A 14801-nucleotide genomic window follows, 5' to 3' on the forward strand; every position below is an offset into this window, starting at 1 on the left:
ATGGACTCTCCCGCTCGGCTGCGCAGACGACTCGCGGCGGCCGCGGCGGCATCGGTGGCGGTCGCCGTCGTGGCCGGCGGCTGCGCGGACCAGCAGGAGAAGTACTGCGACGCGGTGAAGGACCACCAGCAGGAGCTCGGCGAGGTGCTGGGCGGCGGCGCGCCCGACGCGCTGCTGCAGGCGCTGCCGATCTTCGAGGACCTCGCGGACGAGGCCCCAGACGACCTCCGCGACGAGTGGAAGACCGTCATCGACGCGCTCGAAGGCCTCCGGCGGGCGCTGGAGGACGCCGGGGTGGACCCGGCGACCTACGACCGCGACCACCCGCCCGACGGGCTGAGCCAGGACGAGCAGGAAGCCATCGACGCCGCGGCCCGGCGGCTGGCCGGCCAGGACACCGTGACGGCGTTCAGCGGGGTCGACCAGCAGGCCAAAGACGTCTGCGGCACCCCGTTGCAAATGGGCTGATCGTGCGTGCGTCGGCCCGTGCAGGGGGCCGATTGCCGCAGGCGCACGTACGTGGCTATGTTGACTCCACGCTCCCTCCCATCTCGTAGCACTAAGGACCCCGGACCGTGGCTCTGCCCCCGCTCACTCCCGAACAGCGAAAGGCGGCCCTCGAGAAGGCCGCAGCCTCTCGACGGGAACGCGCCGAGGTGAAGAACCGGCTGAAGAACGCCGGCGCCTCCATCTCCGACGTGCTCGCGCAAGGTCAGCAGAACGACGTCATCGGCAAGATGCGCGTGATCGACCTGCTGCAGTCGATGCCCGGCCTCGGCAAGATCCGCGCCCGCCAGACCATGGAGCGCCTCGGCATCGCCGAGAGCCGCCGGGTCCGCGGCCTCGGCACCAAGCAGGTGGCTGCTCTTCAGAAGGAGTTCGGTGCCTGACTTCACGCTGGTTGAGGAGGGCGCTCTGCGCCCGTCTCGAAACCTCGTGCGATGAGGCTGGATGTTGGCCGCGTTCAGCAGGTGCGCGGGCTGCGGTGGTTTCGAGACAGTTGCTGCGCAACTTCCTCAACCAGCGGTGGGTGAATGACTGAACCCGAGCGCAACCGTCGTCTCGTCGTCCTGGCCGGCCCGACCGCGGTCGGCAAGGGCAGCGTCGCCGCCGACATCCGCGCGCACCACCCCGAGGTCTGGATCTCGGTGTCGGCGACCACGCGCAGGCCGCGCCCCGGCGAGCTCAACGGCGTCCACTACTGGTTCGTCTCCGACGAGGAGTTCGACCGGATGGTCGAGGAGGACGACCTCCTCGAGTGGGCAGTGGTGCACGGCCAGAACCGCTACGGCACGCCCCGCCAGCCCGTCGACCTGGCGCTGGCGTCCGGACAGCCCGCGCTGCTCGAGATCGACCTCCAGGGCGCCCGGCAGGTGCGGCAGACGATGCCCGAGGCGCTGTTCGTCTTCCTGGAGCCGCCGTCGTGGGAGGAGCTGGTGCGCCGGCTCGTCGGCCGCGGCACCGAGGACGAGGCCGAGCGGGAGCGCCGGCTGGCCACGGCGCGCGAGGAGCTGGCCGCGCAGCCGGAGTTCGACGTGAGCATCGTCAACCGCGAAGTTCACGCTGCTGCGGAGGAGTTGGTAGCCTTGATGGAGCAGGGCCTCGACGAGTGACGCCCGTGTGACCTCTGGTGAGGCTCATCCGGTCCTGCGCCGACCGTCCACCGACGGGTCGGCCATCGAACCCAACGCCAGCGAGGCTTCCGCGTGTCTGCCCCCAAGATCGACGCCGAGGGTGTCACCAACCCCTCGATCGATGACCTGCTCACCAAGACCGACAGCAAGTACAAGCTCGTCCTCTACAGCGCCAAGCGCGCCCGGCAGATCAACGCCTACTACTCCCAGCTGGGCGAGGGCCTGCTGGAGTACGTCGGCCCGCTCGTCGACACCCACGTCCAGGAGAAGCCGCTCTCGATCGCGCTCCGCGAGATCAACGACGACCTGCTGACCTGCGAGGACGTCGACCCGGCCGAGCTCGCTGCCGAGGAGGCCGCGGCCAAGGCCGCTGCCGCCGACGCGGGCGACGCCTGAGGGCAGTGACCTGAGCCGCGTCGTTCTCGGGGTATCCGGAGGCATCGCGGCCTACAAGGCCGCGGAGCTGCTCCGCCGGTTCACCGAGGCCGGGCACGACGTCACGGTCGTGCCCACGGCGGCCGCGCTGCACTTCGTCGGCGCCCCGACCTGGGCGGCGCTGTCCGGCAAGCCGGTCGCGACCGAGGTCTGGGACGGCGTCCACGAGGTCCCGCACGTCCGGATCGGCCAGTCGGCCGACCTCGTCGTCGTCGCGCCCGCCACCGCGGACCTGCTGGCCAAGGCCGCCCACGGCCTGGCCGACGACCTGCTCACCAACACCCTGCTCACCGCGCGCTGCCCGGTCGTGTTCGCGCCGGCGATGCACACCGAGATGTGGGAGCACGCCGCCACCCAGGCCAACGTCGCCACGCTCCGCTCGCGCGGTTGCCTGGTGATCGAGCCCGCGGAGGGCCGGCTGACCGGCGCCGACTCCGGGAAGGGCCGGCTGCCCGACCCGGGGGAGATCTACGACATCTGCCTCGACGCGCTCGCGCGCGGCGTCGGCGTCCACGACCTCGCCGGGCGCCAGGTCGTCGTGTCGGCCGGGGGCACCCGCGAGTACCTCGACCCGGTGCGCTTCCTCGGCAACCGGTCCTCGGGCCTGCAGGGCTACGCCCTCGCGCGGGCCGCGGCCTCGCGCGGCGCCGAGGTCACCCTCGTCGCCGCCAACACCGCGCTGCCCGACCCGGCGGGGGTCAAGGTGGTGCGCGTCGAGACGACCGAGCAGCTCCGCACCGAGGTGCTCGCCGCCGCGGCGGCGGCCGACGCGGTCGTGATGGCCGCCGCACCCGCCGACTACCGGCCGACCTCGGTCAGCGAGGCCAAGATCAAGAAGGCCGACGACGGCTCGGCGCCGTCCCTCGCGCTGACCCAGAACCCCGACATCCTGCACGAGCTCAGCACCACCCGGCCCCGGGCCGGGGCGGTCATCGTGGGCTTCGCCGCCGAGACCGGCGACGCCACCTCCAGCGTGCTCGACCTCGCGCGGGCCAAGCTGGCGCGCAAGGGCTGCGACCTGCTCGTCGTCAACGACGTGAGCGGGGGAGGCGTCTTCGGCAGCGCCGACAACGAGGCCGTCATCCTGGGGGCCGACGGCTCGGCCACCGACGTGCCCCATGGCTCCAAGACGGCCCTCGCCCACGTCATTTGGGACGAAGTGGCCGCGAGGCTGCACGATTGACCGGATGGCCGGCCGCGCGCACGCGTGACGTGCGCTGCTGACCGGCGTTGAGACACCGGTCCCGCCATCCGAGACACCCAGTAGCGTGGACCAGCCCGCAGGAACGAACCAGGAGACAAGCTCGTGTCAGGACGTCTGTTCACCTCCGAGTCGGTGACCGAGGGTCACCCGGACAAGATCGCCGACCAGATCAGCGACTCCGTCCTCGACGAGATGCTGCGCCAGGACCCCCACAGCCGGGTCGCCGTCGAGACGCTGCTGACCACCGGCCTCGTCGTCGTCGCCGGCGAGGTCACCACCTCGGGCTACGTCGACGTGAAGAAGGTCGTCCGCGACCGGATCCTCTCGATCGGCTACGACTCGTCCGAGAAGGGCTTCGACGGCGAGTCCTGCGGCGTCATGGTCGCGATCGGCGGCCAGTCCGGCGACATCGCGCAGGGTGTGGACACCGGGCACGAGTCCCGCACCGGCTCGGTCGACGCCATGGACAAGCAGGGCGCCGGCGACCAGGGCCTGATGTTCGGCTACGCCTGTGACGACACCGACGTGCTGATGCCGCTGCCCATCGTGATGGCCCAGCGCCTGGCCGAGCGGCTCACCGAGGTGCGCAAGGACGGCACGCTGCCCTACCTGCGCCCCGACGGGAAGACCCAGGTCACCATCGAGTACGACGCCGACAACCGCCCGGTCCGCGTCGACACCGTGGTGCTCTCCTCCCAGCACTCCGAGGACACCGAGCTCGACACCCTCGAGGCCGACGTCAAGAAGCACGTCATCGACCCCGTCCTGGAGACCTTCGCGCTGCCCTCCGAGGGCTACCGGCTGCTGGTCAACCCGACCGGCCGGTTCGTCGTCGGCGGCCCGATGGGCGACGCCGGGCTGACGGGTCGCAAGATCATCGTCGACACCTACGGCGGCATGGCTCGCCACGGCGGCGGCGCCTTCTCCGGCAAGGACCCGTCGAAGGTCGACCGCTCCGCCGCCTACGCCATGCGCTGGGTCGCCAAGAACGTCGTCGCCGCCGGCCTCGCCCGTCGCTGCGAGGCGCAGGTCGCCTACGCGATCGGCAAGGCCCAGCCGGTGGGTGTCTTCATCGAGACCTTCGGCACCGGCACCGCGTCCGACGAGGCGATCCAGGCGGCCGTGCTCGAGGTCTTCGACCTGCGTCCCGCCGCGATCATCCAGGACCTCGACCTGCTGCGGCCGATCTACGCCCAGACCGCGGCCTACGGCCACTTCGGCCGCGAGCTGCCCGACTTCACGTGGGAGCGCACCGACCGCGCCGAGGCACTGAAAGCAGCCGTGGCTGTCTGATACCCCCGCGAGTCTCGGCCCCCAATCCGCGGCGCCAGCTTCGCGGCGCCTGGCTCGCTGGCGCTCGCTGCGGCGCAGGCGCCACGGCCCGGAGGCCGATCGCGGGGCGCCGCGCTGCGCGCGGACAAACCGGGTCGCTTCGCTCCCACCGCTCCCATTGCTTTACCCCCGCGAGTCTCGGCCCCCAATCCGCGGCGCCAGCTTCGCGGCGCCTGGCTCGCTGCACCTCGCTTCGGCGCGGGCGCCGCGGCTCGGAGGCCGATCGCGGGGCGCCTCGCTGCGCTCGGGACAAACCGGGTCGCTGCGCTCCCACCGCTCCCATTGCTTGCCCGTTTCTCTCAGAGGCGGGCTCGAGTCTGGGGCTCCGCACCAAAGTGTTGAGGGCGGCGACTGGTATCCATGTCGCCGTGCCCGGACCCAGCAACGCCGAAGATCGCCGGGGGCAGCAGGAGCTGCTCCCGGGGATCGTCCGCGCCCGGGTGCGGCCCACGCGGCGCACGGCGCCCGCACCCGAGCCCGTCGCCGAGGTCGACCCCGTGGCGCGGGTGCTGGTCGACGTACCCCTCGCGCACCTCGACCGGTCCTTCGACTACGCCGTCCCGGCGTCGATGTCGGAGGAGGCGCAGCCCGGGGCTCGCGTGAAGGTGCGGTTCGCGGGCCGTGACGTCGACGGGTTCGTGCTCGAGCGGGCGGCGGGCACCGACCACGACGGGTCACTGACCCCGCTGCGGCGGGTGGTGAGCCCCGAGCGTGTGCTGTCACCCCAGGTCGCGGCCCTGGCCGCCGACCTCGCCGAGCGCTACGCCGGCACCCGGTCCGACGTGCTGCGGCTCGCGCTGCCGGCCCGGCACGCCACGACGGAGAAGAAGGACTCGCCCGCAGCCGTCCCGCCGTCGGCCTACGACTCCGGCGCGGCCGAGGCGGCGTGGGCCGCCCATGGGCCGGCCCCGGCGTTCCTGCGCCACCTCGCCGAGGGTGAGTCGCCACGGGCCGTCTGGAGCGCCGCCCCCGGCGCCGAGTGGCCGGTCCTCGTCGCGCACGCCGTGGCCGCGGCGCTCGCGGGCGGCCGCGGCGCGCTCGTCGTCGTGCCCGACGGCAAGGACGTCGCACGGGTCGACGCGGCGCTGACCGCCGTGCTCGGCGCCGACCGGCACGTCGTGCTCACCGCCGACGCCGGCCCGGCCCGGCGCTACCGCGACTTCCTCGCGGTGTCTCGTGGTCGCCGCAGGGTGGTGGTCGGCACCCGCGCGGCGACGTTCGCGCCGGTGGCGGGTCTCGGGCTGGTCGTGATCTGGGACGACGGCGACGACCTGCACGCCGAGCCCCGGGCGCCGTACCCGCACGCCCGCGAGACGCTGCTGCTGCGGGCCGAGCGCGAGGGCGCGGCGGTCCTGGTGGGCGGGTTCGCGATGAGCGTCGAGGCCGAGCAGCTGGTGCGGTCGGGGTGGGCGCACCAGCTGGCGGCGTCGCGCGAGGAGCTGAGGGCCAGGGTCACGGTGTCGGTGGCCGGCGCCGACGAGCACGCGCTGGCCCGCGACCCGCTCGCCCGCGCCACCCGGGTGCCGAGCGAGGTGCACCACGCCATCCGAGACGCGCTGGCGAGCGGGCCGGTGCTGGTGCAGACGCCGCGCGCGGGCTACGCCACGGCGCTCGCGTGCGAGCGCTGCCGCACGCCTGCGCGGTGCCGGGTCTGCTCGGGCCCGCTCGGACTCAGCGGAGCGACGGCGCCCCCGACCTGCCGCTGGTGCGGCACTTCCCACGAGGCCTGGGCGTGCGCGGAGTGCGGCCACCGCGGCCTGCGCGCCCCGGTCGTGGGGGAGACCCGCACGGCGGAGGAGCTCGGCCGGGCCTTCGCCGGCACCGTGGTGCGTACCTCGGGCGGCGACCGCGTCCTGGCGACGGTGGACGACGAGCCCGCGATCGTGGTCGCCACGCCCGGCGCCGAGCCGGTCGCGCCTGGAGGCTACGCCGCTGTCGTGCTGCTCGACACCTGGCTGGTGCTCGGGCTGGCCCACCTGAGGGCGGCGGAGGAGGCCCTTCGCCGCTGGGCCAACGCGGTCGGGCTGGTGCGGCCCGGCGGCCGGGCCGTCGCGGTCGGCGACCCCGCCCACCCCGCGTTGCAGGCGCTGGTCCGCTGGGACCCGGCCGGCTTCGCGGCGCGGGAGGCGGCCGAGCGCCGTACCGCCCACCTCCCGCCGGCCTCCCGCCTCGCGACCATCACCGGCGAGCCCGGTGCGGTCGACGACGCGCTCACCCTGCTGTCGCCGCCGGTGGGGTTCGAGCTGCTCGGGCCGGTGCCGTTCGGGTCCGACGGCGAGTCGCGCGCCGTCGTTCGTGTGCCCCGCAGTCACGGCCTCGACCTCTCCCACGCGCTCGGCGAGGTGCAGCGGGTCCGCTCGGCCCGCAAGCTCGACGCCGTCCGCATCCAGGTCGACCCGCCGACCCTCTGAGACCCTGCTGCGTTGCGCCCGTGCGGCGGTGAGCCAGCAACCCGGCTTGGCCGGTTCGGGGTGTCGGGAGGTTGGGTGCTGACCGCTGGGCTGGGTTGCGCTGGGTTGCGCCGGGGTGGCGGTGTGTCAGCAACCTGGCGGGGCCGGTTCGGGGTGTCGGGGGGTTGAATGCTGACCGCTGGGCTGGGCGGTGCCCGGGGTGGCGGTGAGTCAGCAACCCGACGTGGCCGGTAGGGCCATCGACAGGTTGCGTGCTGACCGCCGCCCCGCCCGCCCGACCGCCGCAGGGCACGCAGGGCCTAGCCGAACGGGCGCGCCCGAGACGTTCGCGGACCCGCGCCCGGCGTACGCCGCGGCTGAGACGTCCTGGACCATCCCGAGGCGGTGAGGGCGGGCTACCTAGACTGGCTCGAGTGATCCAGCCCATCCGCCTGTTCGGCGACCCGGTGCTGCGCCAGCGCGCGGTCGAGGTGGTCGACTTCGACAAGGAGCTGCGCAAGCTCGTCGAGGACCTCACCGACACGATGCTCGAGGCGCCCGGCGCGGGGCTCGCGGCGCCGCAGCTCGGCGTGGGGCTCCGGGTGTTCACCTGGAACGTCGACGACGAGGTCGGCCACCTGGTGAACCCCGTGCTCGACCTGTCGGAGGAGCAGCAGCTCGGCCCCGAGGGCTGCCTGTCGATCCCCGGCCTCACCTTCGACTGCCGGCGCGCGCTGTCGGTGGTGGCGAAGGGCTTCGACATGCACGGCGAGCCGGTCACGGTCCACGGCTCCGAGCTGCTGGCCCGCGCGATCCAGCACGAGACCGACCACCTCGACGGCGTGCTGTTCATCGACCGGCTCGACGACGAGCTCCGCAAGGAGGCCAAGAGGGCCATCCGCGAGGCGGAGTGGTTCGGGCTCGAGGCCCCGAGGGTCAAGGTCTCGCCGCACCCGACCGGCAGGCTCGGGTTCTGATGCGCCGGGCACGGCAGCATCCGTGAGGCTGGTCTTCGCCGGTACGCCGGAGGTCGCGCTGCCGAGCCTGCGCGCGGTCGCCGACTCCCGCCACGAGCTCGTGGGGGTCATGACGCGCCCCGACGCGCCGTCCGGGCGCGGGCGCCGGCTCACGCCGAGCCCGGTGGCAGTGGTGGCCGAGGAGCTCGGCGTGCCCGTGCTCAAGCCCGCGCACCCGCGCGACCCGGACTTCCAGTCGGCCCTGCGCGAGCTCGGGCCGGACTGCTGCCCGGTGGTCGCCTACGGCGCGCTGCTGCCCCAGAGCGCGCTCGACATCCCGGAGCACGGCTGGGTCAACCTGCACTTCTCGTGCCTCCCCGCCTGGCGCGGCGCGGCTCCGGTCCAGCACGCCATCTGGGCCGGCGACGAGGTGACCGGCGCGACGACGTTCCGGATCGTCAAGGAGATGGACGCCGGGCCGACGTTCGGGGTGATGACCGAGCGGGTGCGCGACACCGACACCGCGGGCGACCTGCTGGCCCGGCTCGCGGAGGGCGGTGCCGGGCTGCTCGTCGCCACGCTCGACGGCATCGAGGACGGCAGCCTGGAGGCCCGGCCCCAGCCGGGCGAGGGCACGAGCTACGCGCCCAAGATCACCGTCGACGACGCCCGCGTCGACTGGGAGGACCCGGCGCTCGGCGTCGACCGGCGGATCCGCGCCTGCACCCCCGCGCCCGGCGCCTGGACGACGAACGCCGGCACCAGGGTCAAGCTCGGCCCGGTCGCGCACACCGAGGAGCGGCTGCCGCCCGGCGAGCTCAGGGTAGGAAAGAACGACGTGCTGGTCGGCACGGGCACGACCGCCGTACGCCTGGGCGAGGTCAAGGCGTTCGGGTCGCGCCAGATGCCCGCAGCCGACTGGGCGCGCGGGCTGCGCGAGGCGGGCAGCCGGCGCTTCGGTCCCGACGAGCCCACAGCCGGGAACGAGTAGCGTGGCGGCCGTGACGGATGCTCCCCCCAGGGGCGCGACGCCCGACGACGTCGACGCCATCTGCCTCGGCCTGCCCGAGGTCCAGCTCGGCACGTCGTGGGGCGACAACCCGACCTACAAGGTGCGCGGCAAGGGCTTCGTCATGCACCGCCCACCGGGTCGCACGGCGATCGACCCCGAGACCGGGGAGCCGTACGACGACCTGCTCGTCATCCAGGTGCCCGGCGAGGCAGAGAAGCGCGCCCTGGTCGAGGACGACCGGCTGCCGTTCTTCACCATCGACCACTTCAAGGGCTACCACGCCGTGCTGGTCCAGCAGAGCCGCCTCGGTGAGATCGACCGCGACGAGCTCGCCGAGATCCTCACCGACGCCTGGCTCACCAAGGCGCCGAAATCCTTGGCCAAGGCGCTCCTCGCCCATGGGTGAGCCCCGGCCTCGGGCTCAGCACCGGGAGGCGCCAACCGGCGTGCCCGGCGGGCGCAAGATCGTCCTCGACCCGGCGCGCGCGGCCGCCCTCGACGTGCTCAAGGGCGTCCGGGTCGACCGCGCCTACACCAACCTGCTGCTCCCCGCCGTGCTCCGGCACTACCAGCTCGAGGGCCGCGACGCGGCGTTCGCCACCGAGCTGGCGTCGGGCACCATCCGGCGCCGGGGCACCTACGACGCGATCCTGGCGGCGTGCATCGACCGGCCGCTGTCGAAGGTCGAGTCGAAGGTGCTCGACGCGCTGCGCATCGGCACCCACCAGCTCATCTCGATGCGGGTGCCCGACCACGCGGCGATCAGCACCACCGTCGACCTGGTCAGGGCGCGGGTCAACACCGGCGCCGGCAACTTCGCCAACGCCGTCCTTCGCTCGGTCAGCGAGCGCGACTTCGACGAGTGGGTCGACAAGATCACCCCCGACGAGCGCGCCTCCCCGACGCGGTACGCCGCCCTCGCGTTCAGCCACCCGGAGTGGGTGGTCGACGAGCTCCGCGAGGCGGTCGGCCAGGACGAGCTGCACGCGCTGCTCGACGCCGACAACGACAACCCGCGGGTCACGATGGTCGCTCGGCCCGGCCGCTCCACCCGCGACGAGCTGCCGGGGGAGCCGACCGCCTTCTCGCCGTACGGCGTCGTGCTGGAGGGCGGCGACCCGCGGTCGGTGCCGGCGGTGGCCGAGGGCCGCGCGGGCGTGCAGGACGAGGGCTCGCAGCTGGTCGCCCTGGCGCTGGCCGAGGCGCCGCTCGAGGGGCCCGACGAGCTGTGGCTCGACCTGTGCGCCGGCCCCGGCGGCAAGGCGGGGCTGCTGGCGGCGCTGGCCGCGGAGCGCGGCGCGCGGCTGGTCGCGAGCGAGCGGCAGCCGGTGCGCGGGGGGCTCGTCCGCCGCACGCTCACCGAAGACGGCGACTACGTGCCGGGCGTGGCGGGAGTCGTCGCGGCCGACGGCACGCTCGCGCCGTACCGCGCCGCGGTCTTCGACCGGGTGCTGGTCGACGCGCCGTGCACCGGCCTGGGCGCCCTGCGCCGGCGGCCCGAGGCGCGCTGGCGCCGCAAGCCCGACGACCTGTTCGCGCTCGTGATGCTGCAGCGCCAGCTGCTCCGCGCGGCGCTCGACCTCGTGCGGCCCGGCGGCGTGGTGCTCTACGCGACCTGCTCGCCGGTGATCTCGGAGACCTCGAGCGTGGTCACGTCGGTGCGCGGCGCCCGCACCGACGCCGAGCTCCTCGACCTCGGCCCCCAGCTCGCCGACGTGCCTCGCTCGGCCGGGCCCGTGCCCGGCACGGTGCAGCTGTGGCCGCACCGGCACGGCACCGACGCGATGTTCATGGCGCTGTTCCGCCGGTCCTGACACCCGCGGCGGCTACCGTCGGCGCATGGCCTCCTCGAAGTCGCCCGCCGTCGAGATCGAGGTCGACAACCGGGTGGTGCGGGTGAGCAACCCCGAGCGGGTCTACTTCCCGGAGAGCGGCGCGACCAAGCTCGACCTGGTCGAGTACTACCTCGCGGTCGGCCCGGGCATCGTCAACGCGCTGCGCGAGCGGCCGTGCATGCTGCACCGCTTCCCCAAGGGGCTGGCGGAGAAGAAGGTCCACCAGAAGCGGCTCCCGGCCGGCGCACCCGACTGGGTCGAGACCGTGCAGCTCTACTTCCCGCGCTGGGGCCGCACCGCCGACGAGCTGTGCGTGACCGAGCTCGGCTCGGTGATCTGGGCGGTGCAGATGTCGACGGTGGAGTTCCACCCGTGGAACAGCCGCCGCGCCGACACCGAGAAGCCCGACGAGTGGCGCATCGACCTCGACCCCGGCGACGACTGCGACTACGCGACGGTCCAGCGCGTCGCCCACGTCGTCCACGAGGTGCTCGACGAGCTGGGCGCGGTCGGCTTCCCGAAGACCTCGGGCGGGAAGGGGATGCACGTCTACGTGCGGATCCACCCCGACCACGGCTTCAAGGACGTACGCCGCGGCGCGCTCGCCTTCGCCCGCGAGGTCGAGCGCCGTGCGCCGTCCGACGTGACCACGACGTGGTGGCGCAAGGACCGCGACCCGCGCAAGCTCTTCGTCGACTACAACCAGAACGCGCGCGACCACACGATCGCGGCGGCGTACTCCGTCCGTGGACTGCCCGACGCCCGGGTCTCCACGCCCATCGAGTGGTCGGAGGTCGACGACGCCGACCCCCACGACTTCACGATGTTCACCGTCCCGGCCCGGTTCGCCGAGAAGGGCGACCTCCACGAGGCCATCGACGCGCACGCCTTCGACCTCCGCCCGCTGCTCGAGTGGGCCGAGCGCGACGAGGCCGAGGGCAAGGAGACGCCCGAGGAGCCCGACCCCGGTGGAGGTTGACCCGGCGCGAAGTTCGCGCCGGGTCGACGGCTCAACCCTCGACGAGGGCCTTCAGGCCGTCGAGCATCCCCTGCCAGTTCCGGCTGAACTGGTCGGCCTGCTCCTGGCTCTCGTTGCCGTCCTGGGTGAGCTCGAGGTGGGTGCCGGACTCCGAGGGCGTCAGCGTGTAGACGAGCGTGTGGTAGCTCGCCGGCTCGTCGGGCTGGCCCATCAGCGGGCTGTAGTGCGTCACCGAAAGGACGTGCGGCTCGTCGTAGGTGAGCACCTCGCCCTTGTCCTGGTAGGTCCGGCCGTCGTACTCGCCGTCCCAGGTGATCGGGCTGCCCACCTCCCACGAGGTCGTGACCCGCGACCCCTGCATGTACGCCGCGATCTGGTCAGGCTCGGTGAGCGCGGCCCACACCCGCTCCGGCGGGGCGGCGACGTCGGTCTGTGCGGTGGCGGTGAACTCGGCCATGCGTGTCATCTCCTCCGATATATGACCCACTCATACAATAACCGGATGAGCACCTCCGCACACCCCCGCCTCGACAACCTGCTGGCGGCGCTGTCGCTCAACCTCGCCGAGGAGTCGCAGGCGGCACTGGAGCGTGCGTCGGGGCTGACCGGCAGCGCGACCGCGGCGCTGCTGGCGCTGGAGGAGTTCCTCGGCGACGCGCACGTGGGGCGGCTGGCCGACGTGCTGGGGCTGACCCACTCGGGCGCCGTACGCCTGGTCAGCCAGCTGGAGCGCTCGGGCCTCGCGGAGCGCCGCAGCGGCGCCGACCGCCGCCGCGTCGAGGTCCGGCTCACGGCCGCGGGCCGGCGCCGGGCCGCCGCGGCCCGCGCGGCGCGCGACAAGGTCGTGCGGCAGGCGACCGGCGACCTCTCCGACGGCGACGCCGAGACGCTGGAGGGCCTGCTGGAGAGGCTGGTCGCGGCCCGGGTCGCGGTCCGCGTCGAACGCCGCCGCGCGGGCGAGGCCGGCGCGTGGTGGTGCCGCACCTGCGACTTCGCGGCGTGCGGCCGGCCCGAGGGGCGCTGCCCCGCCCAGGTCGCCGCCGCGCGGGTGACGTCCGGACCGGCGCGCGGCTGAATAGGCTGGGGGCGTGGGCATCCAGATCACGCCGAGCGTCCTCAACGCCGACCTGTCGCGCCTGGCGGACGAGGTGGCGCGGATCGGGAGCGCCGACTGGGTGCACGTCGACGTGATGGACAACCACTTCGTGCCCAACCTGACCTTCGGGCCGAGCATGCTCGAGTCGCTCGCGTCGCACACCGACCTGCCGCTCGACGCGCACCTGATGATCGACGACCCCGACAGCAACGCACTGGCGTACGTCGAGGCGGGCTGCGGCTCGGTGACCTTCCACGTCGAGGCCGCGCGGGCGCCGGTGCGGCTGGCCCGCGAGATCCGCGGCCACGGCGCGCGGGCCGCGATGGCGCTTCGGCCGGCGACCCCGATCGAGCCCTACGAGGAGCTGCTGGCCGAGCTCGACATGGTGCTGGTGATGACGGTGGAGCCCGGTTTCGGCGGGCAGAAGTTCCTCGACCTGTGCCTGCCGAAGATCCGCACCGCGCGCCGGCTGATCGAGAAGCACGGCGGCGAGACCTGGCTCCAGGTGGACGGCGGCGTGTCGCTGGAGACCATCGAGCGGTGCGCGGAGGCGGGCGCCGACGTGTTCGTGGCGGGCTCGGCCGTCTACTCCGCCGACGACCCGGACCGGATGGTCGCGGAGCTCCGCACCATGGCAGAGGAGGCAGCACGATGACACCCGAGCAGCAGGCCGCCTGGGAGTGGTACGGCGACCTGCGCGTGACCGAGGTCCTCATCTGCCCGGTCTGCGGGACGGGCGTCGCGCCGGTCTCCGACTCGGCCCTCCTGCACAAGCGCTGGCACGAGCAGCGCGGCGAGGCCTGACGAGACACACCCTGGTCGACCCGCGGCCGTGGGGGATAGTCCCTGACCCAACGACCCCCGATCGAGCCGACCCGGGGCCGTTTCGTCACGGACTACGCCGCCGCGGACGCCGGCTCGTCTGCCACCGAGGCACGCGGCGAGCGACGCAGCCGCCCCTGGGCGACGAGCACGCCGAGGACGAGCACCCCGCCACCGGCGAGCTCGGCCGCGCCCGGTGTCTCCCCGAGACAGAGCCACGCGCTGACGATGCCCACCGGCGGCACGAGCAGCACCCACGGCACGACCTGGCTCGACGGGTAGCGCGCCAGCAGCGAGTTCCACGCGCCGTACCCCACGAAGCTGGCGAGCACCGCGGTGTAGGCGGTGGACACCACTGCCTTCCAGCCGAACGCCGACAGCCCCGCCGAGACGCCGTCGGGCCCGTCGACGAGCAGTGAGAGCGCCACCATCGGCACCGGCGCGACGAGGGCCGACCACACGGTGAGCGAGAGCCCGCCGGGCACCTTCAGCGCACGGACCACCACGTTGCCGACCGCCCACGAGCACGCCGCACACACGCACAGGACCAGCGCCCCCAGCGGCACGTGCCCGTCGCGGCCGGCCGCGACCACGACGAGCCCGGCCGAGCCCAGCAGCACCCCGGCGAGCTGCGCCCGGGTCGGCAGCTCCCGGAGCACGACCGTGGCGGCCAGGATCGTGATGACCACCTGCGACTGGAGCACGAGCGAGGCGAGGCCGGCCGGCATGCCCGCGTCGATGGAGACGTAGAGGAACGCGAACTGGCCGAGGCTGAGGAAGGTCCCGACCGCCGCGATCTTCCACGCCGCCACCCGCGGCCGGGGCACCAGCAGCAGCACCGCCGGCGCAGCGACGGCGAGGAACCGCACGGCCCCGAACAGCAGCGGCGGCACCCCGGCCATGCCCCACTGGATCACCACGAAGTTGAAGCCCCAGATCGCCGCGGTCAGCACGGCGAGCATGGTGTGCCGCGGGGTCATGGGCCAAGCCTCGCGGGTGCGGCGCCGGCGTACGACCTCGCCCCCTGCCCGCGAGCGGCGACATCCTGCCAACCCGGCCCGCCGGCGACTGTGGGCGGGATCACGGGGGCTACGGCTGGCGCACTG

Annotated in this window: 17 protein-coding genes; 15 read left to right on the forward strand and 2 right to left on the reverse strand. The window is 73.8% G+C overall.

Going from position 1 to position 14801, the window contains the following annotated elements; genetic code table 11:
* The 12 genes from G514_RS0112220 to ligD all read left to right on the forward strand — a co-directional run bounded on the left by G514_RS0112220 (position 1) and on the right by ligD (position 11777).
* Entirely contained in the window at positions 1-468 is a 468-nt protein-coding gene (locus G514_RS0112220) for a hypothetical protein (RefSeq protein WP_036564626.1), read from the forward strand.
* A 107-nt stretch (positions 469-575) separates the two neighbouring features.
* Positions 576-890 carry an integration host factor, actinobacterial type gene (gene mihF / locus G514_RS0112225; RefSeq protein ID WP_028651971.1) on the forward strand — a complete coding sequence of 105 codons (315 nt, stop codon included), beginning with the start codon at positions 576-578 and terminating at the stop codon, positions 888-890.
* Positions 891-1034: 144 nt separating this feature from the next.
* The gene (gene gmk / locus G514_RS0112230) at positions 1035-1613 is read left to right on the forward strand and encodes a guanylate kinase (RefSeq protein ID WP_028651972.1); all 579 of its coding nucleotides are present in this window, start codon (positions 1035-1037) and stop codon (positions 1611-1613) included.
* Positions 1614-1706: 93 nt separating this feature from the next.
* Positions 1707-2030, forward strand: a complete 324-nt coding sequence (gene rpoZ / locus G514_RS0112235; RefSeq protein ID WP_028651973.1) for a DNA-directed RNA polymerase subunit omega — start codon at positions 1707-1709, stop codon at positions 2028-2030.
* 67 nt (positions 2031-2097) lie between these two features.
* Positions 2098-3252: a bifunctional phosphopantothenoylcysteine decarboxylase/phosphopantothenate--cysteine ligase CoaBC gene (gene coaBC / locus G514_RS0112240; protein ID WP_425411445.1), complete on the forward strand. Its 1155-nt coding sequence runs from the start codon at positions 2098-2100 to the stop codon at positions 3250-3252.
* Between the two features lie 123 nt (positions 3253-3375).
* On the forward strand, positions 3376-4566 hold the full coding sequence (gene metK, locus G514_RS0112245) for a methionine adenosyltransferase (protein ID WP_028651975.1): 1191 nt from the start codon (positions 3376-3378) through the stop codon (positions 4564-4566).
* A 407-nt stretch (positions 4567-4973) separates the two neighbouring features.
* Positions 4974-7016: a primosomal protein N' gene (locus G514_RS0112250; RefSeq protein WP_084152075.1), complete on the forward strand. Its 2043-nt coding sequence runs from the start codon at positions 4974-4976 to the stop codon at positions 7014-7016.
* Between the two features lie 413 nt (positions 7017-7429).
* Positions 7430-7972 carry a peptide deformylase gene (def, locus tag G514_RS0112255; protein WP_036564629.1) on the forward strand — a complete coding sequence of 181 codons (543 nt, stop codon included), beginning with the start codon at positions 7430-7432 and terminating at the stop codon, positions 7970-7972.
* Positions 7973-7994: 22 nt separating this feature from the next.
* Entirely contained in the window at positions 7995-8942 is a 948-nt protein-coding gene (gene fmt, locus G514_RS26500; protein ID WP_051247402.1) for a methionyl-tRNA formyltransferase, read from the forward strand.
* 10 nt (positions 8943-8952) lie between these two features.
* Positions 8953-9369 (forward strand): MmcQ/YjbR family DNA-binding protein, encoded by a 417-nt coding sequence (locus G514_RS0112265; RefSeq protein ID WP_036564815.1) that lies wholly within the window; start codon positions 8953-8955, stop codon positions 9367-9369.
* A 40-nt stretch (positions 9370-9409) separates the two neighbouring features.
* The gene (locus G514_RS0112270) at positions 9410-10777 is read left to right on the forward strand and encodes an RsmB/NOP family class I SAM-dependent RNA methyltransferase (RefSeq protein ID WP_028651979.1); all 1368 of its coding nucleotides are present in this window, start codon (positions 9410-9412) and stop codon (positions 10775-10777) included.
* A 25-nt stretch (positions 10778-10802) separates the two neighbouring features.
* Entirely contained in the window at positions 10803-11777 is a 975-nt protein-coding gene (gene ligD / locus G514_RS0112275) for a non-homologous end-joining DNA ligase (protein ID WP_028651980.1), read from the forward strand.
* Between the two features lie 31 nt (positions 11778-11808).
* Here ligD and G514_RS0112280 read toward each other — a convergent pair whose 3' ends face one another.
* Positions 11809-12234 (reverse strand): SRPBCC domain-containing protein, encoded by a 426-nt coding sequence (locus G514_RS0112280; protein ID WP_028651981.1) that lies wholly within the window; start codon positions 12232-12234, stop codon positions 11809-11811.
* Between the two features lie 45 nt (positions 12235-12279).
* On the opposite strand from G514_RS0112280, the gene G514_RS29250 reads away from it, so the two are divergent.
* From G514_RS29250 to G514_RS30305, 3 genes are read left to right on the forward strand one after another with little or no spacing between them, the layout of a single operon-like run.
* Positions 12280-12852: a MarR family winged helix-turn-helix transcriptional regulator gene (locus tag G514_RS29250; protein WP_051247403.1), complete on the forward strand. Its 573-nt coding sequence runs from the start codon at positions 12280-12282 to the stop codon at positions 12850-12852.
* 13 nt (positions 12853-12865) lie between these two features.
* Complete coding sequence (gene rpe, locus G514_RS0112290; protein WP_028651982.1) at positions 12866-13528, forward strand: ribulose-phosphate 3-epimerase; 663 nt, start codon at positions 12866-12868, stop codon at positions 13526-13528.
* Complete coding sequence (locus G514_RS30305) at positions 13525-13677, forward strand: hypothetical protein (RefSeq protein ID WP_157544764.1); 153 nt, start codon at positions 13525-13527, stop codon at positions 13675-13677. The genes rpe and G514_RS30305 overlap by 4 nt, the downstream gene beginning before the upstream one ends.
* A gap of 92 nt (positions 13678-13769) precedes the next feature.
* Here the strand turns inward: G514_RS30305 and G514_RS0112300 are convergent, their stop codons facing one another.
* The gene (locus tag G514_RS0112300) at positions 13770-14675 is read right to left on the reverse strand and encodes an EamA family transporter (RefSeq protein ID WP_028651983.1); all 906 of its coding nucleotides are present in this window, start codon (positions 14673-14675) and stop codon (positions 13770-13772) included.
* Positions 14676-14801 lie beyond the last annotated feature (126 nt).

This window comes from Nocardioides halotolerans DSM 19273, assembly GCF_000422805.1.
GTDB lineage: Bacteria > Actinomycetota > Actinomycetes > Propionibacteriales > Nocardioidaceae > Nocardioides > Nocardioides halotolerans.

Bases quoted from the DNA above. Each gene is read 5' to 3' on its own strand.
- G514_RS0112280 (WP_028651981.1), bottom strand. From the start codon at position 12,234: ATGGCCGAGTTCACCGCCACCGCACAGACCGACGTCGCCGCCCCGCCG.
- ligD (WP_028651980.1), top strand. From the start codon at position 10,803: ATGGCCTCCTCGAAGTCGCCCGCCGTCGAGATCGAGGTCGACAACCGG.
- G514_RS0112220 (WP_036564626.1), top strand. From the start codon at position 1: ATGGACTCTCCCGCTCGGCTGCGCAGACGACTCGCGGCGGCCGCGGCG.
- G514_RS0112300 (WP_028651983.1), bottom strand. From the start codon at position 14,675: ATGACCCCGCGGCACACCATGCTCGCCGTGCTGACCGCGGCGATCTGG.
- G514_RS29250 (WP_051247403.1), top strand. From the start codon at position 12,280: ATGAGCACCTCCGCACACCCCCGCCTCGACAACCTGCTGGCGGCGCTG.
- G514_RS30305 (WP_157544764.1), top strand. From the start codon at position 13,525: ATGACACCCGAGCAGCAGGCCGCCTGGGAGTGGTACGGCGACCTGCGC.
- gmk (WP_028651972.1), top strand. From the start codon at position 1,035: ATGACTGAACCCGAGCGCAACCGTCGTCTCGTCGTCCTGGCCGGCCCG.